Raw genomic sequence first — 21,179 nt, forward strand, 5'->3', positions numbered from 1 at the left:
CGGTGCGCGCGCTCGTCCTGGTGGCGCTCGCCGCCGGGCTCCTCGCCTGTGGCAAGGGGCCCGCTGGCGAGACGCTGCGCGAAGCGGATCCGACGGGCGCGCAGGCGGCACCAAGGGTCGTGAAGGTGCAGGCAAAGGGCCGGGTGATCGACACCGCTCAGGTGCTTTCCCCTGCGGAAGAGCAGGCGATCGCCGCCCGCATCGCCGGTGGCCGTTCGATCTTCGTGGTGACCCTGGTCCCGGCCGGCGGCGACAGTATGGAGCGGATCGGCTGGGCGGTCAGCAATTCTTCCGCCGCCAACAGGCCGCTGCTCCTCTTGGTCGATCCCCGACAGGCGGCAGTGCGGATCGAGGGTGAACTGGCGCCCGAGAAAAAAGCGGCGGTCGCCTCGGCGATGCAGGCCGATCTCAAGGCGGGGAAAGCGGCCGCCGCCATCGGCCGCGGCCTCGACGTGCTTGGACAGGACATCGGCCAATGAGATTGCGCGCATTGCTCGGGCTCCTGCTCGCGCTCCTGATGGTCGTCCCGGCCACGGCGCAGACCTTTCCGAAATTGACGGGCCGAGTCGTCGACGAGGCCAATCTGCTCGACCCCGCGCAGGAGCAGGGCCTGGTCCTCAAGCTCGAAAATCTCGAGAAGCAGACCGGCCGGCAACTGGTGGTCGCCACCATTCCCAGCCTCGAGGGACGGACCATCGAGGATTACGGCTATCGGCTCGGCCGGACCTGGGGGATCGGCAGCGCCGACAAGGACGACGGCGTCCTCCTCATCGTCGCGCCGAACGAGCGCAAGGTGCGGATCGAAACCGGCTATGGCGCGCGGGTCTTCCTCACGGATGCGATGAGCAGCGTCATCATCCGCAACGCCATCACGCCGCGCTTCAAGGAAGGCGACATGGCCGGCGGCATCGAGGCCGGCGTCGACCAGATCGCCACCCAGATGCAATTGCCGCCCGCCGAGGCAGCCAAGCGGCTGCAGGAAGTGGAAGCACAGGAGGCGAAGCGTCGCGCCTCCAATGACAGCGTCAGTGCCGTGCCCGGCATCTTCGTCGCGATGATCTTTTTCTTCGTCCTCCTGTCCTTCGCGCGGCGCGCCAGCGGTCGGCGCTATCGCGGCAGCCGGCGCGGCGGCGTCGATCCGTGGGTGGTCCTGTGGGGTCTCGACATGCTCAATCACGCCTCGCGCCGCGGTGGCGGCGGCGGCTGGGGCGGCGGTGGCGGCTTCGGAGGTGGCGGCGGCTTTGGCGGGGGCGGGGGCTTCTCCGGCGGCGGCGGATCGTTCGGTGGCGGGGGAGCGTCGGGATCATGGTAAGCCTGCGCATCGCGCCCGAGGATCATGCCCGGGTCAGCCAGGCCATCGCTGCCGCCGAGGCGCAGAGCGACGGCGAAATCCTGACCATCGTCAGTGCCGACAGCGACAGCTATCACGATGTCGCGCTGCACTGGGCGGTCGCCGCGATGCTCGGCGTCATCGCCTTCTGCGCGTGGCAGACGACCTTCCTTTCCGGGCTCGCGAACCGGCTGTTCGGCGGGGCCTGGGAGCAGGAGGTCCCGACCGGCCGCCTGCTGGTGACCGTACTGATCCTCGTCACCATGAAGTTCCTCGGGGTCATGCTGGTGATGCGCTGGCGGCCGCTCCGGCTAGCGCTGACTCCCGGCGCGACCAAGACCCGGCGAGTACGGCGGCGGGCGATCGCCCTGTTCCGCGCTGCGGCCGAGCGCCGGACCGCGGGTCGGACCGCGGTCCTCATCTACCTCTCGCTGGCCGAGCGCCGGGCCGAGATCGTCGCCGACGAAGCGGTGACTAAGGCCACCACGCCCGAGTGCTGGGGCGACGCCATGGCCGAGCTCATCGCCGAAATCCGCGCCGGGCGCCCCGGCGAAGGCATGGTCCTCGCTGTGCGCGAAGTTGGGGAAGTCCTGACCCGCCACTTCCCCAAGACCGGCACCGACACCAACGAGATCCCCGACAAGCTGATCGAGCTGTGAGCGGCGACCCCGACTTGAGTCTTCCGCCCGAGACCATGTGGTCGGGCCGCTTCGTCGAGGCGTGCCGCAAGGGCCGCTGGGAATATGCCGGCCGGACGAACGGCATCCGCGCGGTGGTCATCCTCGCCGAGCATGAGGGGCAATGGGTGCTGGTCGAGCAGCCGCGAGCGGCGGTCGGCGGGCGCTGCCTCGAACTGCCCGCGGGGCTGGTCGGCGACCATGATGACGGGGCGACAATCGAGGAGACGGCGATCCGCGAGCTCGAGGAGGAGACCGGCTTCACCGCGGGCCGGATCGAGCGGCTCGGCGACTTTCACGCATCGCCCGGGATGCTTCGGGAAAGCTTCACCCTCGTCACCGCCCACGATCTTCGCCGGGTGGGCGAAGGCGGCGGGGTCGCGGGCGAGGAGGAAATCATCGTTCATCTCGTGCGCAAGCCCGACCTTGCCGCCTTTGTCGCCGCGAGGCGGGCGGCGGGGGTCGCGATGGACGTCAAGCTGCTGCTTCCGCTTGCTCCCTTTCTCCTTGCAACTTCAGGTGCTTAGGCGACAGGCGAGGTTCAGGCGCGGGGCGTCAGGACAAAGCCTTGCTGCCGTTCGTCGAACGCGATCTTGGCAGCGGACCCGCACGGCGGCACGGACCGTTGCGCAACCATGACGAGGTTATTCCCCCAATGCGTTTTCCTGCCCTTCTTGCCGGCTCGGCGCTTACCCTTCTCGCCGGCTGCGCGACCGTTCCGGCGGCCGAGCCGGTGACCGTGGCGACCGCCCCCGAGGCCGCGCCCGTGGCCGCGGCACCGGCCGTTCCCGACAACATCCTGCTCGCCGACTGGACTGGCGGCTTCGGCGGGGTGCCGCCGTGGGACAAGGTCAAGGTCAGCGATTTCCCCGAGGCCTTCGCCTTCGCGATCGACGAGCAGCGCCGCGAATATCGCGCCATCGCCGACAATCCCGAGGCGCCGACCTTTGCCAACACGATCGAGGCGATGGAGAAGGCGGGTCGCCGGCTCGACCGCGTGGGCTCGATCTTCGGGGTCTACACCGACAATCTCTCGACGCCCGAAATCCAGGCGCTCGACAAGGAATGGAGCCCCAAGCTCTCGGCTGCGAGTGACGAGATCCGGCTCGATCCCAAGCTCTTCCAGCGCATCGAGACGCTCTACAACAATCGCGCCAGCCTCGGCCTCGACGCGGTGCAGACCCGGCTGCTGACCCGCACCTACGAAGGCTATGTCCGCAACGGTGCCAAGCTCTCGCCCGAGCAGAAGCAGCAGCTGTCGGGCTACAACCAGCAGCTCGCCTCGCTGTTCAGCGACTTCAACGCCAAGCTGCTGGCCGACGAGGGCACGTTCATCCAGGCGAGCGAAGCCGAGATGAAGGGCGTGCCCGCCGACGTGAAGTCGGTGGCGGCGAGCGTCGCCAAGGACAAGGGCCTGCCGGCGGGCAGCTATGCCATCCGCAACACCCGTTCGGCGGTCGAGCCGGTGCTGACTTTCGGCACCGACCGGGCCCTCCGGCAGAAGGTCTGGACCGCCTTCGTCAATCGCGGCGACAACGGCAATGCCAACGACACCAACGCGATCATCAAGCAGATCGTGAAGCTGCGCAGCCAGCGTGCCCAGCTGCTTGGCTATCCCACCCACGCGCACTGGCGGATGCAGGACACGATGGCGAAGACGCCAACCCGTGCGATGGAGCTGATGATGCGCGTGTGGCCGGCGGCGGTCGCGCGGGTCAAGGAAGAGGTCGCCGACATGGCGCCGTTCGCCAGGCGCGAGGGCGTCAAGACGGTCGAGCCGTGGGACACTCGTTACTTCAACGAGAAGGTCCGCAAGGCGAAGTACGATCTCTCGGAAGAGGAGATCAAACCCTATTTCCAGCTCGATAACCTGGTGCAGGGCATGTTCTGGTCGGCCGGCCAGCTCTACGGGCTCGAGTTCAAGGAGAATACGGGCGCGGTGCCGGTGTTCCACCCGGACGTCCGGACCTTCGAGGTGACGCGCGCGGGCAAGCCGGTGGGCCTGTTCTACCTCGACACCTATGGCCGCGAGGGCAAGCGCTCGGGCGCGTGGATGACCACCTATCGGTCGCGGGCGCGCCTGACCGGCGATGACATCGTGCTCGCCAGCAACAACAACAATTTCAACAAGCCCGCGCCGGGCGAGCCGGTGCTCGTCAGCCTCGACGACGCCTCGACCCTGTTCCACGAGTTCGGGCACGCGATCCACTATCTTAACGTGGACGTGAAGTATCCGAGCCTCGGCGGATCGCAGCGCGACTTCGTGGAGTATCCGAGCCAGGTCAACGAGAACTGGCTGCTGACGCGGCCGGTGCTCGACCGCTTCGCCAAGCACTACAAGACCGGCCAGCCGATGCCGCAGAGCCTGGTCGCCAAGATCGAGAAGGCGAGCACCTTCGGCCAGGGCTTCGCGACGGTGGAATATCTCTCCTCGGCGCTCGTCGACATGAAATTGCACCTGCTGCCGGGCGGCGACGTCGATCCCGATGCGTTCGAGAAGGCGACGCTGGCCGAGCTCGGCATGCCGCGCGAGATGGTGATGCGCCACCGCCTGCCGCAGTTCGGGCATTTGTTCAGCTCGGACGCTTATTCGGCCGGCTATTACAGCTACCTGTGGTCGGAAACGATGGACGCCGACACCTGGGCAGCGTTCGAGGAGACCGGCGATCCGTTCAACAAGACGATCGCCGACCGCTTCCGGACGATCCTGCTTCAGACCGGCAACGAGACCGACCGGGCCGAGGCCTATCGCCAGTTCCGCGGGCGCGATCCGGACGTGACGGCGCTGCTCAAGCGGCGCGGGTTTCCGGTGAACTAGAAGGCACGTCGTCCCCGCGGAGGCGGGGACCTTGGGCGGTTCGCACGATCTTGCCTGAGGTCCCCGCCTCCGCGGGGACGACGGCTTTTTATAGCCTCGCCCGCTCCGCCTGCGCCCAGGCCATGGCGGCAAGGGGCTCGAGCGCCCGCGCGCTTTCCGCTGCGTGCGCGCTCGAGGCATTGCCGCGGGCGAGGCGGCCCTTGATGCCGTGGATGATGGCGGCCAGCCGGAAGAGGTTGAAGACCATCAGATAGTCGAATGCGGGAATTCCCGAGCGACCGGTGCGGCGGCAATAGGCCGCGACATATTCCTCTTCGCTGGGGATGCCGAGCGCTGGCAGGTCAAGCCCGGCGAGGCCGGTGAAAATGCCGGCCGGCATCCGGTACATCATGCAGTGGTAGACGAAGTCGCTCTCGGGATCTCCGAGGGTGGAGAGTTCCCAGTCGAGCACCGCGCGGACCTCGGGTGCTTCGGCGTCGAAGATCATGTTGTCGCAGCGATAGTCGCCGTGGATCACGCGCGCTTCGCCGCGGTCGGGCGGGAGGTGCTTGCCGAGCCAGTCGACCAGCCGGTCCATGTCCTCGTTCCGGCCGGCCTCGACATCGGTCAGATATTGCCTGGACCAGCGCGCGACCTGGCGCTCGACGAAGCCGCCGGCCTTGCCATAGTCGCCAAGGCCGATCGCCGCGGGATCGAAGCTGTGCAGGGCGGCGATGGTCGCGTTCATGGCATCGAAGTGGGCGGCCCGCGCGGCGCGGTCGAGCCCGGGGAATTGCGCCTCCCAGACGATCCGCCCGGGGACCATGTCCATGACGAAGAAGGCGGTGCCAATGACGCTTTCGTCCTCGCACAGGGCATGGACGCGCGGCACCGGAAAGCCCTGGCGACCGAGCGCGTCCATGACCCGATATTCGCGGTCGACGGCATGGGCGCCGGGAAGCGTCTTTCCGGGTGGTTTGCGGCGCAGGACGTAGGAGGCGTCCGGCGTGTCGAGCTTGTACGTCGGGTTCGACTGGCCGCCCTTGAACTGGCTGATGGCGAGCGGACCTGAGTAGCCGGCGACGTTCGACTCCATCCAGGCGGTAAGCGCCTCTTCGTCGAAGCGGAGGCGTTCGGATACGTCGCGGGTGCCGGTGTTGGCGGTGGTACGGTCCATGCCCTTCCATCGACCGGCCTGCGACGAGTGACAAGATGCGCTGCAACAAGTCGGGGCGGCGACGGTTGGGGACGCATGGCCAAGATCGCCCATCTCTCCGACCTTCATTTCGGTGCGCATGACGAGACCATCGTCGCTGCGCTCGAGCAGGAAGTGGACGCCGCGAGGCCCGATCTCGTGGTGATCAGCGGCGACTTCACCCAGCGCGCGCGGACCGAGCAGTTCCAGCGCGCAGGGCGCTTCCTCGAACGGCTGAACGAGGCCGGGCACGAGGTGCTGGCGGTGCCCGGCAATCACGACGTGCCGCTGTACGACGTGCTTCGGCGCTTTCTCTCGCCGCTCGCGCGGTACAAGAAGTTCGTCGATGGGACGCTCTGTCCGTGGCATCAATTGCCCGGCGTGTCGGTGCTGGGCCTCAACACGGCGCGCTCGCTGACGATCAAGGACGGGCGGGTCAATCGCGAACAGCTCGATTTCGTTCGTCGCCATTTCGAGCAGGCGCCAGCCGATGCGCTGAAGGTGCTGGTCACGCACCATCCGCTGTTTGCGCTGCCGGTCGACGATGCCGGGATCATCGGCAAGGCGATCGGCCGGCAGGAACTGGCGCTCGACGCGGTCCATGAGCTCGGGATCGACCTGCTGCTCGCCGGGCACAATCATCGCGCCTCGACCCATTATGCCCGAGACCTGGTCACCCGCGCGGGCGGCGCGCTGGTCATCCAGGCGGGCACCGCCACTTCGGTCCGGACCCGCGAGGAAGAACAGAGCTTCAACCTCCTCGAGGTCTCGCCGAAAGAGGTGACGATCGGGCTCAAGCGCTGGACCGGAAGCGCCTTCGAAGCCGCGCAGCCGACCCGCTTCGTCGAGTCCGCGCAGGGCTGGGAACAGGCACCGGTGCTCGCCGATCCGGCCGAGGCTTGAGCGCGGCACTGCCAGCCGCCATGAGCGTAGCCATGATCGACGGTTTCGACACAGACGCGTTCGTCACCCGCACGCTGGCGGAGGACATGGGGCAGGGCGGCGACGTCACCTCGGCCTCGACGATCCCCGCCGAGGCTCGTTTCACCGCGACGATGAATTGCCGCGAGGAGATCGTGGTCGCCGGAATCTGTCTCGCCGAGGCCTTCTTCCGTCGGCTCGACCCCGCGGTGGGGATCGAGACTCCGGTCCGCGATGGCGAGCGGGTGCCGGCAGGAACGGTGCTGATGCGGCTCGAGGGGCAGGCGCGGGCGATGCTCACCGCCGAGCGCTCGGCGCTGAACACGCTTCAGCATCTGTCGGGAATTGCCACGCTGGCCCGCCGTTATGTGGATGTCATCGCGGGCACCGGGGCGATCCTGCTCGACACGCGCAAGACCATTCCCGGGCTTCGCCTGCTCGAGAAATATGCGGCCCGCATGGGCGGCGCGCACAATCACCGGCTGCGGCTCGACGACGGCCTGCTCATCAAGGACAATCATGTCGCGGTGAACGGCTCGGTCGAGGCCGCGGTGGCGCGCGCCAAGGCGGCGAAGACCGGGCTCCAGGTCCAGGTCGAGGTCGACCGGGTGGCGCAGATCGAGCCGGCGCTTGCCGCCGGGGCCGAGCGGTTGCTGCTCGACAACATGCCGCCTCCGGTGCTGCGCGAAGCGGTGGCGCTGGTCGCCGGGCGGGTGCCGCTCGAGGCTTCGGGCGGGGTCAATCTCGACACCATCCGGGCGATCGCCGAGACCGGGGTGGACTTCATCTCGGTCGGCCGGATCACCCAATCGGCGCCGGCGGTCGATATCGGGCTTGATTTCGCGTTAATCTAGCTGAACGAAGGCGAACGCCGCGGTTCAGGAGGGTGTCAGCGCCCGAGGTCCAGACAGGTCTCCACACGAAAGGAGCCTGTCATGCTCAAGAAGTTTCTGTTCGCCGCGTCCGCCGTCTCGCTGGTCGCGATCCCGGGCGCCGCGAGCGCGCAATATTATCCGAGCCCCTATGGCGGCTATAATGGCCAGACCTATTACGGTTATGGCGGCAATCGCTGCTCGGGCACGACCGGCACGATCGTCGGCGGTGTCGCCGGTGCGGTGGTCGGCAACCAGATCGGCAAGAGCGCCGGCCGCAGCCGCTACGACTATTACGGCAACCGCCGCGGCGGCAGCGGGACGACCGGTGCGATCATCGGCGGTGCGGTCGGTGCCCTGCTCGGTCGCAAGATCGACAAGGACAGCTGCAAGAGCCGGAACTACGGCTACAACAATTACCGCTACAACAATTACGGCTATCGCTACTAAGCACCGCCGTTGCTGACGAGAGAGGGCTGCCGGGCTTTGGACCCGGTGGCCCTTTTTCCATTTGGGGCTGGCCGCACGTCCGTTATAGGCCGGTCAACCAATTCAGGAGTGCTTTAACGTGTTCAAGGGTTTGTCGCCGATCATGTACCGCGGCCGCGAGGTCTGGCCGCTGGTCGAGGGCGGCAAGGGTGTCAGCGCGACCAATCATGCCAGCTCGGGCGCCTGGGCCGCCGCCGGCGGCATTGGCACGGTCAGCGCGGTCAACGCCGACAGCTATGATCCCGAAGGCCGGATCGTCCCTCAGGTCTACAGCGGCATGACCCGCCGCGAGCGGCACGAAGAGCTGATCAAATATGCCATCGACGGCGCGGTGGCGCAGGTCCGCAAGGCCTATGACATCGCCAGCGGCAAGGGCGCCATCAACATCAACGTGCTGTGGGAAATGGGCGGCGCGCAGCACGTCCTCCACGGCGTGCTCGAGCGGACCAAGGGCCTCGTCGCGGGCGTCACCTGCGGCGCCGGCATGCCCTACAAGCTCAGCGAGATCGCCGCGCAGTACAATGTTTCCTACCTCCCGATCGTGAGCTCGGGCCGTGCCTTTCGCGCGCTGTGGAAGCGCGCCTACAGCAAGGTCGCGGACCTCTTGAGCGCGGTCGTCTACGAGGATCCGTGGCTCGCCGGCGGGCACAATGGCCTCAGCAACGCCGAAGACCCCCGTGCGCCGCAGGACCCCTATCCGCGGGTCGCCGAGCTGCGCGCCGTCATGCGCGAGGGTGGGATCAGCGACGACGTGCCGATCGTCATGGCGGGCGGCGTCTGGCGGCTCGACGAGTGGGAGAACTGGATCGACAATCCCGAGCTTGGGAGCATCATGTTCCAGTTCGGCACCCGGCCGCTCCTCACGCAGGAAAGCCCGATCCCGGTCGAGTGGAAGCAGCGGCTGATGACGCTGGAGGAGGGCGACGTCCTCCTGCATAAATTCTCGCCCACCGGCTTCTACTCGTCGGCCGTGCGCAACCCGTTCCTGCGCAATCTCGAAGCGCGCAGCGAGCGCCAGATCGCCTTCACCAAGGAGAGCGTCGGCGACCACGCCTTCGAGCTCGACGTCGGGATCGGCACCAAGAAGAATTACTGGGTCACCAAGGGCGACCTGCAGCATGCCCGCGAATGGTATGGCCAGGGCTTCACGCAGGCGATGAAGACCCCCGACGACACGCTGGTCTTCGTCACGCCCGAGGAAGAGAAGATCATCCGCAAGGACCAGGCCGACTGCATGGGCTGCCTCTCGCAGTGCAGCTTCTCGAGCTGGGCCGACAATGAGAAGAACTCGACCGGCCGGCTCGCCGACCCGCGCAGCTTCTGCATCCAGAAGACGCTGCAGGACATTGCCCACGGCGGTCCGGTCGAGGAGAACCTCATGTTCGCCGGCCATGCGGCCTTCCGCTTCAAGACCGATCCCTTCTACTCGAACGGCTTCGTCCCGACGGTGAAGCAGCTGGTGGACCGGATCCGGACCGGCGCGTGATGAAGGCGCTGCTCGGGCTCGCATTGCTGGGACTGGCCAGTGCGGCGGCGGCGCAGGACAAGCCCGTGCCCTATTGGGCGAGCCTGGCCAGCGGCGAGGCGATGATGCGGACGGGCCCGGCGCGGACCTATCCCGGCGTATGGCTCTACAAGCGGCGCGACCTGCCGGTGCGCGTGCTCAAGCGATTCGAGAATTGGCGCCTGATCGAGGACAGCGAGGGCGCAAAGGGCTGGATGCTGCGGACGATGCTGAGCGATCGCCGCACCGCGCTGGTGACTGGTACGTCGCCGCGCCCGGTCCATGCGCAGCCCAGCGAGGGCAGCCGCATCCGCTACATGGTCGAGCCCGGCGTGATCGGCCGCGTCAGCGACTGTGACGGCAGCTGGTGCCACATCCAGATCGGCAAGCGCGAAGGCAGCATCCGGATCGCCGATTTATGGGGCGTTGCGCCGGGTGAGCAGGTCGACGACTAGCCTGTAAAGAGTTCTTGACTGTCAAACATGTTTGTCATACCCCGGGGCTCATGGAGAACCGGGTCAGGGACTGGCGCGAGCAGGCCGGATGGAGCCAGGGCGAACTTGCCCGTCGGCTCGGCGTGTCGCGGCAGACGATCAATGCGGTCGAGACCGACAAATATGACCCGAGCCTCCCGCTGGCGCTGCGCATGGCGAAACTCTTCGCGGTGCCGGTCGACCAGTTGTTCCTCGATTCCTGGGAGCCGGAAGCATGATGTCGCCGCCGCAGACCTCCAACGCCAAGATCCGCAAAGCCATCGTCCAGCTGGTGCTGGGGGGAGCCGTCGGCGCCGCGGCGATGATCGGCATGCTGACCCTGCTCGAGCGGCATGACGGCCTGCTTCAGGACAGCGGGCGGCTGGCCGCGCTGGCGACCGCGCTCGTCTATGCGTTGATGGCGGCGATCGTCGGGCTGGGGACGCTGGTGCCGGGGGTCGGGGCAAGGACCTTAAACGTCGAGGATGCCGAGGAGATTGCCGAGCAGCGGCAGGCGCTGGTGGTCGGGAGCCTGTCGTTCCTGGCGGTCGCGGTCCTGCTGGGCTCGCTCGGATTGGCGCGAGCGGAGGGGGCGGCCGGGCCGCTGTCCCCGACCTTGGCCGGACTGATTGCCGCCGCGTCCGCCGCGACCCTCGTCTTTCTCGGCATCCGCTACCGCCACGTCGGCGACGAGATGATGCGGCTCGCCTCCAAGGAAGCGAGTAGCATCATGCTCCTGCTGTTGCTGGTTGTGGTCGGCGGCAAGTCGGCGGCGGCGCAGCTCGGCTTCACCGCGCCGCTGGCCCCGCTCGAAATCCTCGCCGCCTTTTTCGCGCTCTACCTGCTCGCGGTCTTCATCGCGGTCGGTCGGCGCGGAATGCTCGCGCCGCGCTAGACCAGTTCGACCGCCACCGCGGTGGCTTCGCCGCCGCCGATGCAGAGACTGGCGACGCCGCGCTTCAGGCCCTTCTGCTTGAGCGCGTTGAGGAGGGTGACGAGGATTCGGGTCCCCGACGCGCCGATCGGATGGCCGAGCGCGGTGGCGCCGCCGTGGACGTTGATCTTGTCGTGGCCGATGCCGAGGTCCTTCATCGCGAACATGGCGACGCAGGCGAAGGCCTCGTTGACCTCGAACAGGTCGACCTCGCCGATCGACCAGCCGGCCTTGTCGAGGACCTTGTGGATCGCGCCGATGGGAGCGATCGTGAACTCGGCCGGGGCCTGCGCATGCGCGGCGGTGGCGACGATCCGGGCGACGGGGGCGAGGCCCCTGTCGCGGGCGATCGACTCGCGGGTCAGGACAACCGCCGCCGCGCCGTCAGAGATGGACGAGCTGGTCGCGGCGGTGATCGTCCCGTCCTTGGCGAAGGCGGGCTTGAGCTGCGGAATCTTGTCGGGGCGACCGCGGCCGGGGGCTTCGTCGGTGTCGACGATGGTCTCGCCGCTACGGCTCTTCACCGTTACCGGCACGATCTCGTCAGCGAAGCCACCGCCGTCGATCGCCGCCTTGGCGCGGGCGAGACTCTCGATCGCATAGGCGTCCATCGACTCGCGGGTGAGCTGATAGTCGTTGGCGGTGTCCTGCGCGAAGGTGCCCATCGCGCGGCCTTCCTCATAGGCGTCCTCGAGCCCGTCGAGGAACATGTGGTCGTAGGCCGTGTCGTGACCCAGACGCGCGCCCGAACGATGCTTCTTGAGAAGGTAGGGAGCGTTGGTCATGCTCTCCATGCCGCCCGCGACGATCACGTCGGCATTGCCGGTGAGAATCGCTTCGGAGCCCATGATCACCGTCTGCATGCCCGAGCCGCAGACCTTGTTGACCGTGGTCGCCTGGACCGAGGTCGGAAGCCCGGCCTTGATCGCGGCCTGGCGGGCCGGAGCCTGGCCGAGGCCGGCCGGCAGCACGCAACCCATGTAGATCCGGTCGATCTGGTCGCCGCTGACCCCGGCGCGCTCGACCGCGGCCTTGACCGCGGTGGCGCCGAGCTCGGTCGCGCTGACGTCGGCCAGCGCGCCCTGCATCGCGCCCATCGGGGTGCGGGCGTAGGAAAGGATGACGGTGGGATCGGAAGCGGCGGTGGCCATGGACGGACTCCGGTGGAAGAATGTTGCACTGCAATAAGCATTCCGGTCGGCTTGTCCAAGCCTCGGGGGCTCTGCTAGCGCCTTGGCCATGTCCGCACCCATGCTCGATTTCGACCTCGGCGAGATGGCCGACACCATCCGCGATTCCACCCAGCGGTTCGCGACCGACCGGATCATGCCGATCGCGGCGGAGATCGATCGCAACGATCGCTTCCCGATCGAGCTGTGGCCGGAAATGGGAGCGCTCGGCCTTCACGGAATCACCGTCGAGGAGGAGTGGGGCGGGCTCGGCCTCGGCTATCTCGAACACGTCGTCGCGCAGGAGGAAGTGGCGCGGGCCTCGGCCTCGGTGGGCCTCAGCTACGGCGCGCATTCGAACCTCTGCATCAACCAGATCCGCCGCTGGGCCAATGACGAGCAGAAACGCAAGTATCTGCCCAAGCTGATCAGCGGCGAGCATGTCGGCGCGCTGGCGATGAGCGAGGCCGGGGCGGGCTCCGACGTCGTCTCGATGAAGCTGAAAGCCGAGAAGAGCGGCAACGGATATCGCCTCAACGGCACCAAATTCTGGATCACCAATGCGGCTTATGCCGACACCCTGGTGGTCTATGCCAAGACCTCGCCCGAGGCCGGCAGCCGCGGGATCACCGCCTTCCTGATCGAGAAGGACATGGAGGGCTTCTCCATCGGCCAGAAGATCGACAAGGTCGGGATGCGCGGAAGCCCGACGGCCGAGCTGGTGTTCGACGACTGCTTCGTTCCGGCCGAGAACGTCATGGGCCCCGAAAATGGCGGCGTCGGGGTACTGATGAGCGGGCTCGACTATGAGCGCGCGGTGCTCGCGGGGATCCAGCTCGGGATCATGCAGGCCTGTCTCGACGTGGTCATCCCCTACGTCCGCGAGCGCAAGCAGTTCGGCAAGCCGATCGGCGCGCAGCAGCTGATGCAGGCCAAGGTCGCCGACATGTATGTCGCGCTCAATTCGGCGCGGGCCTATGTCTACCAGGTCGCCAAGGCGTGCGACGCGGGCAAGACTACCCGCTTCGACGCGGCGGGCGCGATCCTGCTGGCGAGCGAAAGCGCGTTCAAGGTCGCGGGTGAGGCCGTCCAGGCGCTCGGCGGCGCGGGCTACACCAAGGATTGGCCGGTCGAGCGCTTCATGCGCGACGCCAAGCTCCTGGATATCGGCGCGGGTACGAACGAAATCCGCCGGATGCTGATCGGACGCGAGCTGATCGGGGCGTAAGCTCGGCTTCGGCCGCTTATTTGCCCCCGAACATGAAGCCGACCGCGGCCATGATGCAGGCGAAGGCGGCGAAGTGGCGCCAGTGGAGGGGCTCGCCGAGCACCGTCACCATGAAGCCGCCGAAGACGATCAGCGTGATCGCTTCCTGCGCGATCTTGAGCTGCGCGCCGGTCCAGCCGCTGGCGTAGCCCATCCGGTTGGCAGGGACAGCGAAGCAATATTCGACGAAGGCGATGCTCCAGCTGATGAAGATCACCAGCAGGACCGGTTTGCTCATCCCGCCCTTCAGATGCCAGTACCAGGCGGCGGTCATGAAGATGTTGGAGCAGATGAGCAGCAGGATCGTCGGCATGGACGACCTGCTAGCTCATCCGCTTGTCGTGGGGGAGGGCCTTACCAGACCTTCACGCGCTCCTCGGGCTTCAGATAGAGCTTCTGCCCCGGCTTGACGTCGAAGGCGCCGTACCAGGGATCGAGATTGCGGACGGTGAGCGCACGATACTGGCCGGGCGCGTGGCCGTCAGTGGCGATCCGCCCGCGCAGCGTCTCCTCGCGCATCTTGGTCGCCCAGGCCTGGCCATAAGCGATGAAGAAGCGCTGGTCGGCGGTGAAGCCGTCGATGGTCGGCGCGGGCTTGCCGCCAAGGCTGTCGTGATAAGCCTGGTAGGCGGCGGCGAGGCCGGCGACGTCGGCGATGTTCTCGCCCAGCGTCAGCTTGCCGTTGACGTGCAGGCCCGGCAGCGGCTCGTAGGCGTCGTACTGCTTGGCGAGCGCAGCGCCCGCCTGCTGGAAGCGGCTGAAGTCCTGCGGGGTCCACCAGTTGCGCAGCGCCCCGGTCGAATCGAACAGCGCGCCATTATTGTCGAAGCTGTGGCTGATCTCGTGCCCGATGACGCTGCCGATCGCGCCGTAATTATAGGCGGCGTCGGCCTTGGGATCGAAGAACGGGCGGACGAGGATCGCGGCCGGGAAGTTGAGCGCGTTCTGCACCGGCAGGTTGACCGCATTCACCAGCTGGGGCGGCATCCACCATTCGCTGCGATCCATCGGCTTGCCGATCTTGGCGATCTGGTGCCGGTATTCGGCAAGGCTCGCCGCCTTCTGGTTGGCATAGGCATTGTCGGCGGTGATCGTCAGCGCGCCATAGTCGCGCCACGTGTCGGGATAGCCGACGCCGACGACGATCGACTTCACCTTCTTGAGCGCTTCCTCCTTGGTCGAGGGCGCCATCCAGTCGAGCGCCTGGACACGCTTGGCGAAGGCTTCCTTGATCCGGTCGACCATCTGCTGAACCTCGGCCTTGGCCGAGGCGGGGAAATATTTGTCGACATAGGCCTTGCCGACCGCGTCCTGCAGCGCATTGCTGGTGGCATTGAGTGCCTGGACGTCGCGCGGACGCTGCTGAGGCGTACCCTGGAGCGCGGTGCCGTTGAAAGCGAAGCTCGCGTCGCGGATCGCGGCGGGGAGGACATTGGCCTGCTGGTTGAGGGTGTGGAAGGCCAGCCAGTCCTTCCAGGCGTCGAGCGGCTCCGACCCGACCAACGCGGCGAGGCGGGGAATGGCGGCCGAATGATAGGCCTGGAACTTGGGGGCGCTGCCGAGCTGCGCGGCATCGAGCAAAGCGGTCCAGTCGATGCCGGGGGAATTCTTCTCGAGCTCGGCGCGGGTCCAGACCTTGGCGGCCTTGCTGAAGTCCTCGCTCTCCTCGCGGCTGACATGGGCCTGCGCGATCTTGGTCTCGAGCGCGAGGATGCGGGTCGCGGCGCCCGCCGGATCGGGATTGCCGGCGGCCTGCATTACCGTCTGGACATAGGCTTTGTACTTGTCGCGCAAGGCCGTCATCTTGGGGTCGGCCGAGAGATAATATTCGCGCTCGGGCATGCCGATGCCGCCCTGCAGGATGTAGGGCAGGGTCTCGCCGGGGGTGTTGAGCCCCTGGGTCACGAAGATGCCGAACAGGTTGTCGGTCTGGAAATTGGTCGCGTTGAGCGGATCGACGTCGGCGCGGAGCGTGCCGCCGATCGCCGCCGACAGCGCCTTCTTGTCGGCGATGGCGGCGATGGCGTCGAGGTCGGCCTTGGCCGGCGCCATGCCCGCCTTGTCGATCGCGGCGGTGTTCAGATAGGCGTTGTAGTAATTGGCGATCCGGCCCTCGTTGGTGCCGGCATCGGGATTGCTCTTGAGGATCGAATCGAACAGCTCGCGGCTGTTCTTCTCGCGGACCTGATCGGCGACATAGAAGGCGCCGACGCTCGACCGGTCGGCCGGAATCTCGGTCGACTTCATCCAGCCGCCATTGGTGAAGCCATAGAAATCGTCGCCCGGCGCGACGCTCTTGTCCATCGAGGCGGGGACGATCCCGATCTCGGTCCCGGCGGCCGGCTGGACGGCAGCGGTCTCGGGCGCCTTGCCGCAGGCGGCAAGGCCGAGCGGGAGGGTGAGGGCGGAAGCGGCGAGGAGCAAAGGCTTGAGGTTCATGCGCATCACTTTCGGCAGACAGGATGATGGAACCCGCTGCGCCTGGAACCCCTGCTTTGCAAGCGTGTCGCGGCCCGCTAGGCGCGAATGACCATCGCCCTTCGACGAACGTAGGTCAGAGCCCGCATCCATGAGTGCCCCGCGCCTCGATACCAAGATCAGTCCGGACAGCGCCGAGTTCCGGGCCCGTGCCGCGCACAATCGCGCGCTCGCCGACCGGCTCCGCGCCGATGTCGCCGCCGCCGCGCTCGGCGGGAACGAGAAGAGCCGCGAGCGGCATGTCAGTCGCGGGAAGCTGCTGCCGCGCGAGCGGGTCGAGCGGCTGCTCGATCCGGGCTCGCCTTTCCTCGAGATCGGGCAGCTTGCCGCCAACGATCTCTATGACGGCGAAGTGCCGGGCGCGGGCCTCATCTGCGGCATCGGACGGGTGTCGGGCCGGCAGGTGATGATCGTCTGCAACGACGCCACGGTGAAGGGCGGGACCTATTATCCGCTGACGGTGAAGAAGCACCTGCGCGCGCAGGAGATCGCCGAGGCCAACCGGCTGCCGTGCGTCTACCTGGTGGATTCGGGCGGTGCGAACCTGCCGCACCAGGCCGAGGTCTTCCCGGACCGCGACCACTTTGGCCGGATCTTCTTCAACCAGGCGAACATGAGCGCGCTCGGAATCCCGCAGATCGCCTGCGTCATGGGGAGCTGTACCGCCGGCGGGGCCTATGTGCCTGCGATGAGCGACGAGAGCGTCATCGTCGCCAACCAGGGCACCATCTTCCTCGCGGGCCCACCGCTGGTGAAGGCCGCGACGGGCGAGGTGATCAGCGCCGAGGACCTTGGCGGGGGAGATCTTCATGCGCGCAAGTCGGGCGTGGTCGACCACCTCGCCGAGAATGACGAGCATGCGCTGACCATCGTCCGCGATATCGTGTCGACGCTGCCCGAGCAGCGGCCGGCGATCGAGGCCCGCGAGGCGCATCCGCCGGCGTTCGATCCGGCCGAGCTTTACGGCATCGTCCCCGAGGACGTTCGCGCGCCCTATGACGTGCACGAGGTCATCGCGCGGATCGTCGACGGGTCCGAATTCCACGAATTCAAGGCGCTCTACGGTACGACGCTCGTCTGCGGGTTCGCGCATATCCACGGGATGCCGGTCGCGATCCTTGCCAATAACGGGGTCCTGTTCAGCGAGAGCGCGGTCAAGGGCGCGCATTTCATCGAGCTGGCCTGCCAGCGCCGCGTGCCCCTGCTGTTCCTCCAGAATATCTCGGGCTTCATGGTCGGCGGGAAATATGAGGCCGAGGGGATCGCCAAGCATGGCGCAAAGCTCGTCACCGCCGTCGCGACGGCACAGGTGCCCAAGGTCACCGTGCTGATCGGCGGCAGCTTCGGCGCGGGCAATTACGGCATGTGCGGACGGGCCTACTCCCCGCGCTTCCTGTTCAGCTGGCCCAACAGCCGGATCAGCGTGATGGGCGGGGAGCAGGCCGCGAGCGTGCTCGCCACCGTCCACCGCGATGCCGACAAGTGGAGTCCGGAAGAGGCCGAAGCCTTCAAGGCGCCGATCCGCGAGGATTATGAGGCGCAGGGCAATCCCTGGCACGCCACCGCCCGCCTGTGGGACGACGGCATCATCGACCCCGCCCAGACCCGCGACGTCCTCGGACTCGCCTTCGCCGCCTGCCTGAACGCGCCGATCCCGGAGCGTCCGCAGTTCGGCGTATTCCGGATGTAATCATGACCATGCGTACCGACTGGACCCGTGCGGAGATTGCCGCGCTTTTGGACCTGCCGTTCACCGAGCTCCTGTTCCGCGCCGCCGAGACGCACCGCACCCACCACGCGGCGGGCGAGGTGCAACTGTGCACGCTGCTCTCGATCAAGACCGGCGGCTGCCCCGAGGATTGCGGATATTGCTCGCAGTCTGCCTTCGCCGACAGCGGGCTCAAGGCCGAGAAACTGATGGATGTGGAGGCGGTGCTCGCTTCGGCCGCGGAGGCCAAGGCGGCGGGCTCGCAGCGCTTCTGCATGGGCGCGGCCTGGCGCAGTCCCAAAGACCGCGACATGACCGCCGTCTGCCGGATGGTCGAGGGCGTGAAGGCGATGGGGCTCGAGACCTGTATGACGCTCGGCATGCTGACGGGCGAGCAGGCGAAACAGCTCAAGGCTGCCGGCCTCGACTATTACAACCACAACATCGACAACTCGCCCGAACATTATGGCGAGATCATCTCGACCCGGACCTTTCAGGAGCGCCTGGATACGCTTGAGCAAGTGCGCGCGGCGGGGATCAGCGTCTGCTGCGGCGGGATCGTCGGCATGGGCGAGACCCGCGACGACCGGGTCGGCTTTCTCCACGCCCTCGCCACCCTGCCGCGCCATCCCGGAAGCGTGCCGGTGAATGCGCTGGTGCCGGTCAGGGGCACGGTGCTCGGCGACATGTATGCGGGCGAGCGGCTGATCGACGATATCGAGTTCGTGCGCACCGTCGCCGTCGCCCGGATCACGATGCCGCGCTCGATGGTGCGGCTGTCGGCGGGGCGCGAAAGCATGAGCGAGGCGACCCAGGCCTTGTGCTTCCTGGCCGGCGCGAACAGCATCTTCACCGGTGACAAGCTGCTGACCACCGCCAATGCGGGTGACAGCAAGGACGCCGCCTTGTTCGCCAAGCTTGGCCTCAAGCCGATGGAGGCCGAGGAACCGATGCGCATGCTGGAGCCCGCCGAATGAGTCTGACCCTGCTGATCGCCGCCATCGCCCTGCAGGGCGCCGGAAAGCTGCCGCCCGCCGGCCCTCTGCCTGCGCCGTCCTTCGAGGAAGCGGGGGTGCTTGCGCCGATCAACGAGGCGTTCCGCGCGCTCGAGACGCAGGACCCGGCCGCGCTGCTGCGCGTCGTCAAGGCCGATGGCCGGGTGACGGCGGTGGGCACGCTCGCCAGCGGGGCCACGGGGGTCCGCTCGTCGAGCTGGACCGATTATGCCGCGCGGATGAAGCCGGGCAACGAATTCAAGGAGCGGATCACCAACCCCGCGATCGAGATCGACGGCGACATCGCCATGGTCTGGGCGCCCTTCACCATCGATGTCGGTGGCAAGATCGTCGCCTGCGGGACCGACCATTTCGATCTCGTCCGCGAGGGCGGCGCGTGGAAGATCCTCAACATCACCTTCTCGTCGCGGACGAGCGGATGCCCGGGCCAATGATCGGATCGCTGCTCATCGCCAATCGCGGCGAGATCGCCTGCCGGGTGATCCGTACCGCGCAACGCCTCGGAATCCGCACGGTGGCGGTCTATTCGGATGCCGACGCCGACGCGCTGCACGTACGGATGGCGGACGAGGCGGTGCACATCGGACCAAGCCCGGTGCGCGAAAGCTATCTCGTCGGCGAGGCAATCATCGCGGCAGCGAAGGATGCGGGCGCGGAAGCGATCCATCCGGGCTACGGCTTCCTCAGCGAAAATGCCGATTTCGCGCAGGCGGTGCTCGATGCCGGGCTGGTGTGGGTCGGCCCGAAGCCGGCCAGCATCCGGGCGATGGGCCTCAAGGATGCCGCGAAGAAGCTCATGGCCGATGCCGGCGTCCCGGTCACGCCGGGCTATCTCGGCGACGACCAGCGCCCGGAACGCCTCAAGGCCGAAGCCGACGCGATCGGCTATCCGGTGCTGATCAAAGCGGTCGCGGGTGGCGGCGGCAAGGGCATGCGCAAGGTCGACCGCGCGGACGACTTCGCCGATGCGCTCGCAAGCTGCCAGCGCGAGGCGGCCTCGAGCTTCGGCAACGATGTCGTGCTGATCGAGAAATATATCCTCTCGCCGCGCCACATCGAGGTGCAGGTGTTCGGCGATGGCCAGGGCAATGTCGTCCACCTGTTCGAGCGCGACTGCTCGCTCCAGCGTCGGCACCAGAAGGTCATCGAGGAAGCGCCGGCGCCCGGCATGGACGAGGCCACGCGCGCCGCCGTCTGCGGGGCCGCGGTCCGGGCGGCCCAGGCGGTCGATTACGAAGGCGCGGGCACGATCGAATTCATCGCCGATGCGAGCGAGGGCCTCCGGGCCGACCGCGTCTGGTTCATGGAGATGAACACTCGGCTCCAGGTCGAGCATCCGGTGACCGAGGAGATTACGGGTCAGGACCTGGTCGAGTGGCAGCTGCGGGTCGCGAGCGGCGAACCCTTGCCCCGGCGGCAGGAAGAGCTGTCGATTCATGGCCACGCCATCGAGGCGCGACTCTATGCCGAGGATCCCGCCACCGGCTTTCTGCCGAGCACGGGCGTGCTGGAGCATTTCGATCTTGGGGAAGAAGGCCGGATCGAGACCGGGGTCGAGGAAGGCGACGAAATCTCGCCCTTCTACGATCCGATGATCGCCAAGCTGGTCGTTCTTGGCGACGATCGCGAGGAAGCGATCGGGGCACTGGCCGGTGTGATCGACGAGGTCGAGGTGTGGCCGGTCAGGACCAACGCCGGCTTCCTGTTCAATTGCCTGCTCGACGATGATTTCGGCACCGGGGAGATCGATACGGGTTTCATCGCGCGCAAGCTCGACGAGCTGGTGCCGGCACCCGTCGCGGATGAAGGTGTCTGGCGTGCCGCGGCGGTCATCGCACTCGCCCGCGACGAGGAGGATCCGCTCGCCGGCTTCCGCCTGAACGCGCCGTCGCAGCCTGCGGTGACGCTGTCGCATGGAAGCGAGCGCCGGCGGATCATCCTCGCCGATGACGAGGATTTCGCGCCCGCTTCGGGTTTTCGCGACGAGGAGCGGGTGGTCGTCTTCTACGAGGGCCAGGCCCATGAATTTTCGCTCGGCGTGCGCGGGAAGGTCGGCGCGGCCGGCGGCGACGGAAGCATTATCGCGCCGATGCCCGGCAAGGTGACCAGCGTCGACGTCACGGCCGGCGCGAGCGTCACCAAAGGCCAGCGTCTCCTCACCCTCGAAGCGATGAAGATGGAGCATGCCATGTTTGCGCCGTTCGACGGGACGGTCACGGAGATCAATGTCGAGGCGGGACAGCAGGTGGCGGTCGAGGCCGTGCTGGCGACCGTGGAGCTGGTGGCCGTCTAGAAGCCTCAGGTCCCTTGCGCCGGGCTTGATCCGGGAAGGCGCATCTTCTTAAGCGG

Annotated in this window: 21 protein-coding genes; 17 read left to right on the forward strand and 4 right to left on the reverse strand. The window is 67.3% G+C overall.

Annotated elements, in window-relative coordinates; translation table 11 throughout:
- Positions 1-2 precede the first annotated feature (2 nt).
- The 5 genes from BS69_RS12980 (at position 3) to BS69_RS0101165 (ending at position 4,825) form a co-directional block, all read left to right on the forward strand.
- Positions 3-479, forward strand: a complete 477-nt coding sequence (locus BS69_RS12980) for a TPM domain-containing protein (RefSeq protein ID WP_037504295.1) — start codon at positions 3-5, stop codon at positions 477-479.
- The gene (locus BS69_RS0101150) at positions 476-1,312 is read left to right on the forward strand and encodes a TPM domain-containing protein (protein ID WP_029940156.1); all 837 of its coding nucleotides are present in this window, start codon (positions 476-478) and stop codon (positions 1,310-1,312) included. The genes BS69_RS12980 and BS69_RS0101150 overlap by 4 nt, the downstream gene beginning before the upstream one ends.
- Positions 1,306-1,989 (forward strand): TPM domain-containing protein, encoded by a 684-nt coding sequence (locus tag BS69_RS0101155; protein ID WP_029940157.1) that lies wholly within the window; start codon positions 1,306-1,308, stop codon positions 1,987-1,989. The genes BS69_RS0101150 and BS69_RS0101155 overlap by 7 nt, the downstream gene beginning before the upstream one ends.
- Before the next feature lie 14 nt (positions 1,990-2,003).
- A complete protein-coding gene (locus BS69_RS0101160) occupies positions 2,004-2,534 on the forward strand; it encodes an NUDIX hydrolase (protein WP_029940158.1) in 531 nt (176 codons plus the stop codon).
- Between the two features lie 128 nt (positions 2,535-2,662).
- Entirely contained in the window at positions 2,663-4,825 is a 2,163-nt protein-coding gene (locus tag BS69_RS0101165) for a M3 family metallopeptidase (protein WP_029940159.1), read from the forward strand.
- Positions 4,826-4,913: 88 nt separating this feature from the next.
- Here BS69_RS0101165 and BS69_RS0101170 read toward each other — a convergent pair whose 3' ends face one another.
- Complete coding sequence (locus BS69_RS0101170) at positions 4,914-5,981, reverse strand: phosphotransferase family protein (RefSeq protein ID WP_029940160.1); 1,068 nt, start codon at positions 5,979-5,981, stop codon at positions 4,914-4,916.
- Between the two features lie 75 nt (positions 5,982-6,056).
- On the opposite strand from BS69_RS0101170, the gene BS69_RS0101175 reads away from it, so the two are divergent.
- From BS69_RS0101175 to BS69_RS0101205, 7 genes are all read left to right on the forward strand, one after another.
- Positions 6,057-6,902 carry a metallophosphoesterase family protein gene (locus BS69_RS0101175; protein WP_051676417.1) on the forward strand — a complete coding sequence of 282 codons (846 nt, stop codon included), beginning with the start codon at positions 6,057-6,059 and terminating at the stop codon, positions 6,900-6,902.
- 32 nt (positions 6,903-6,934) lie between these two features.
- Positions 6,935-7,774 (forward strand): carboxylating nicotinate-nucleotide diphosphorylase, encoded by an 840-nt coding sequence (nadC, locus tag BS69_RS0101180; RefSeq protein WP_245605080.1) that lies wholly within the window; start codon positions 6,935-6,937, stop codon positions 7,772-7,774.
- Between the two features lie 81 nt (positions 7,775-7,855).
- Positions 7,856-8,242 carry a glycine zipper 2TM domain-containing protein gene (locus BS69_RS13455; protein WP_051676419.1) on the forward strand — a complete coding sequence of 129 codons (387 nt, stop codon included), beginning with the start codon at positions 7,856-7,858 and terminating at the stop codon, positions 8,240-8,242.
- A gap of 118 nt (positions 8,243-8,360) precedes the next feature.
- Complete coding sequence (locus BS69_RS0101190; protein WP_029940164.1) at positions 8,361-9,767, forward strand: NAD(P)H-dependent flavin oxidoreductase; 1,407 nt, start codon at positions 8,361-8,363, stop codon at positions 9,765-9,767.
- Positions 9,767-10,240 carry an SH3 domain-containing protein gene (locus BS69_RS0101195; protein WP_029940165.1) on the forward strand — a complete coding sequence of 158 codons (474 nt, stop codon included), beginning with the start codon at positions 9,767-9,769 and terminating at the stop codon, positions 10,238-10,240. Before BS69_RS0101190 ends, BS69_RS0101195 begins: the two co-directional genes overlap by 1 nt.
- A 50-nt stretch (positions 10,241-10,290) precedes the next feature.
- Entirely contained in the window at positions 10,291-10,497 is a 207-nt protein-coding gene (locus BS69_RS0101200; protein WP_029940166.1) for a helix-turn-helix transcriptional regulator, read from the forward strand.
- Positions 10,494-11,153 (forward strand): hypothetical protein, encoded by a 660-nt coding sequence (locus BS69_RS0101205; protein ID WP_029940167.1) that lies wholly within the window; start codon positions 10,494-10,496, stop codon positions 11,151-11,153. The genes BS69_RS0101200 and BS69_RS0101205 overlap by 4 nt, the downstream gene beginning before the upstream one ends.
- Here BS69_RS0101205 and BS69_RS0101210 read toward each other — a convergent pair.
- Positions 11,150-12,343 carry an acetyl-CoA C-acyltransferase gene (locus tag BS69_RS0101210; protein WP_029940168.1) on the reverse strand — a complete coding sequence of 398 codons (1,194 nt, stop codon included), beginning with the start codon at positions 12,341-12,343 and terminating at the stop codon, positions 11,150-11,152. The genes BS69_RS0101205 and BS69_RS0101210 overlap by 4 nt on opposite strands.
- An 88-nt stretch (positions 12,344-12,431) precedes the next feature.
- Here BS69_RS0101210 and BS69_RS0101215 point away from each other — a divergent pair, with 88 nt between their 5' ends.
- Positions 12,432-13,589 carry an isovaleryl-CoA dehydrogenase gene (locus BS69_RS0101215; protein WP_211248093.1) on the forward strand — a complete coding sequence of 386 codons (1,158 nt, stop codon included), beginning with the start codon at positions 12,432-12,434 and terminating at the stop codon, positions 13,587-13,589.
- A gap of 16 nt (positions 13,590-13,605) precedes the next feature.
- On the opposite strand, the gene BS69_RS0101220 is transcribed toward BS69_RS0101215, so the two are convergent.
- Both BS69_RS0101220 and BS69_RS0101225 read right to left on the reverse strand, forming a co-directional pair.
- The gene (locus BS69_RS0101220; protein ID WP_029940170.1) at positions 13,606-13,941 is read right to left on the reverse strand and encodes a DMT family protein; all 336 of its coding nucleotides are present in this window, start codon (positions 13,939-13,941) and stop codon (positions 13,606-13,608) included.
- Positions 13,942-13,982: 41 nt separating this feature from the next.
- Positions 13,983-16,067, reverse strand: a complete 2,085-nt coding sequence (locus BS69_RS0101225) for a M13 family metallopeptidase (RefSeq protein WP_211248094.1) — start codon at positions 16,065-16,067, stop codon at positions 13,983-13,985.
- Positions 16,068-16,197: 130 nt separating this feature from the next.
- Between BS69_RS0101225 and BS69_RS0101230 the strand changes: the two genes are divergently transcribed.
- The 4 genes from BS69_RS0101230 to BS69_RS0101245 are packed head-to-tail and all read left to right on the forward strand — an operon-like array spanning position 16,198 to position 21,123.
- Complete coding sequence (locus BS69_RS0101230) at positions 16,198-17,796, forward strand: carboxyl transferase domain-containing protein (protein WP_029940172.1); 1,599 nt, start codon at positions 16,198-16,200, stop codon at positions 17,794-17,796.
- A gap of 8 nt (positions 17,797-17,804) precedes the next feature.
- Positions 17,805-18,791, forward strand: coding sequence for a biotin synthase BioB (gene bioB / locus BS69_RS0101235; protein ID WP_029940173.1), 987 nt, complete (start codon positions 17,805-17,807; stop codon positions 18,789-18,791).
- A complete protein-coding gene (locus tag BS69_RS0101240; RefSeq protein WP_029940174.1) occupies positions 18,788-19,264 on the forward strand; it encodes a nuclear transport factor 2 family protein in 477 nt (158 codons plus the stop codon). The genes bioB and BS69_RS0101240 overlap by 4 nt, the downstream gene beginning before the upstream one ends.
- A complete protein-coding gene (locus BS69_RS0101245) occupies positions 19,261-21,123 on the forward strand; it encodes an acetyl/propionyl/methylcrotonyl-CoA carboxylase subunit alpha (RefSeq protein ID WP_029940175.1) in 1,863 nt (620 codons plus the stop codon). Before BS69_RS0101240 ends, BS69_RS0101245 begins: the two co-directional genes overlap by 4 nt.
- The last annotated feature ends 56 nt before the right edge of the window (positions 21,124-21,179 follow it).

This window comes from Sphingomonas astaxanthinifaciens DSM 22298 (assembly GCF_000711715.1).
GTDB classification, from domain to species: domain Bacteria; phylum Pseudomonadota; class Alphaproteobacteria; order Sphingomonadales; family Sphingomonadaceae; genus Sphingomicrobium; species Sphingomicrobium astaxanthinifaciens_A.

Bases quoted from the DNA above. Each gene is read 5' to 3' on its own strand.
- BS69_RS0101150 (WP_029940156.1), top strand. From the start codon at position 476: ATGAGATTGCGCGCATTGCTCGGGCTCCTGCTCGCGCTCCTGATGGTC.
- BS69_RS0101155 (WP_029940157.1), top strand. From the start codon at position 1,306: ATGGTAAGCCTGCGCATCGCGCCCGAGGATCATGCCCGGGTCAGCCAG.
- BS69_RS0101165 (WP_029940159.1), top strand. From the start codon at position 2,663: ATGCGTTTTCCTGCCCTTCTTGCCGGCTCGGCGCTTACCCTTCTCGCC.
- BS69_RS0101170 (WP_029940160.1), bottom strand. From the start codon at position 5,981: ATGGACCGTACCACCGCCAACACCGGCACCCGCGACGTATCCGAACGC.
- BS69_RS0101175 (WP_051676417.1), top strand. From the start codon at position 6,057: ATGGCCAAGATCGCCCATCTCTCCGACCTTCATTTCGGTGCGCATGAC.
- nadC (WP_245605080.1), top strand. From the start codon at position 6,935: ATGATCGACGGTTTCGACACAGACGCGTTCGTCACCCGCACGCTGGCG.
- BS69_RS13455 (WP_051676419.1), top strand. From the start codon at position 7,856: ATGCTCAAGAAGTTTCTGTTCGCCGCGTCCGCCGTCTCGCTGGTCGCG.
- BS69_RS0101195 (WP_029940165.1), top strand. From the start codon at position 9,767: ATGAAGGCGCTGCTCGGGCTCGCATTGCTGGGACTGGCCAGTGCGGCG.
- BS69_RS0101200 (WP_029940166.1), top strand. From the start codon at position 10,291: ATGGAGAACCGGGTCAGGGACTGGCGCGAGCAGGCCGGATGGAGCCAG.
- BS69_RS0101205 (WP_029940167.1), top strand. From the start codon at position 10,494: ATGATGTCGCCGCCGCAGACCTCCAACGCCAAGATCCGCAAAGCCATC.
- BS69_RS0101210 (WP_029940168.1), bottom strand. From the start codon at position 12,343: ATGGCCACCGCCGCTTCCGATCCCACCGTCATCCTTTCCTACGCCCGC.
- BS69_RS0101215 (WP_211248093.1), top strand. From the start codon at position 12,432: ATGTCCGCACCCATGCTCGATTTCGACCTCGGCGAGATGGCCGACACC.
- BS69_RS0101220 (WP_029940170.1), bottom strand. From the start codon at position 13,941: ATGCCGACGATCCTGCTGCTCATCTGCTCCAACATCTTCATGACCGCC.
- BS69_RS0101225 (WP_211248094.1), bottom strand. From the start codon at position 16,067: ATGAACCTCAAGCCTTTGCTCCTCGCCGCTTCCGCCCTCACCCTCCCG.
- BS69_RS0101230 (WP_029940172.1), top strand. From the start codon at position 16,198: ATGAGTGCCCCGCGCCTCGATACCAAGATCAGTCCGGACAGCGCCGAG.
- bioB (WP_029940173.1), top strand. From the start codon at position 17,805: ATGCGTACCGACTGGACCCGTGCGGAGATTGCCGCGCTTTTGGACCTG.
- BS69_RS0101240 (WP_029940174.1), top strand. From the start codon at position 18,788: ATGAGTCTGACCCTGCTGATCGCCGCCATCGCCCTGCAGGGCGCCGGA.
- BS69_RS0101245 (WP_029940175.1), top strand. From the start codon at position 19,261: ATGATCGGATCGCTGCTCATCGCCAATCGCGGCGAGATCGCCTGCCGG.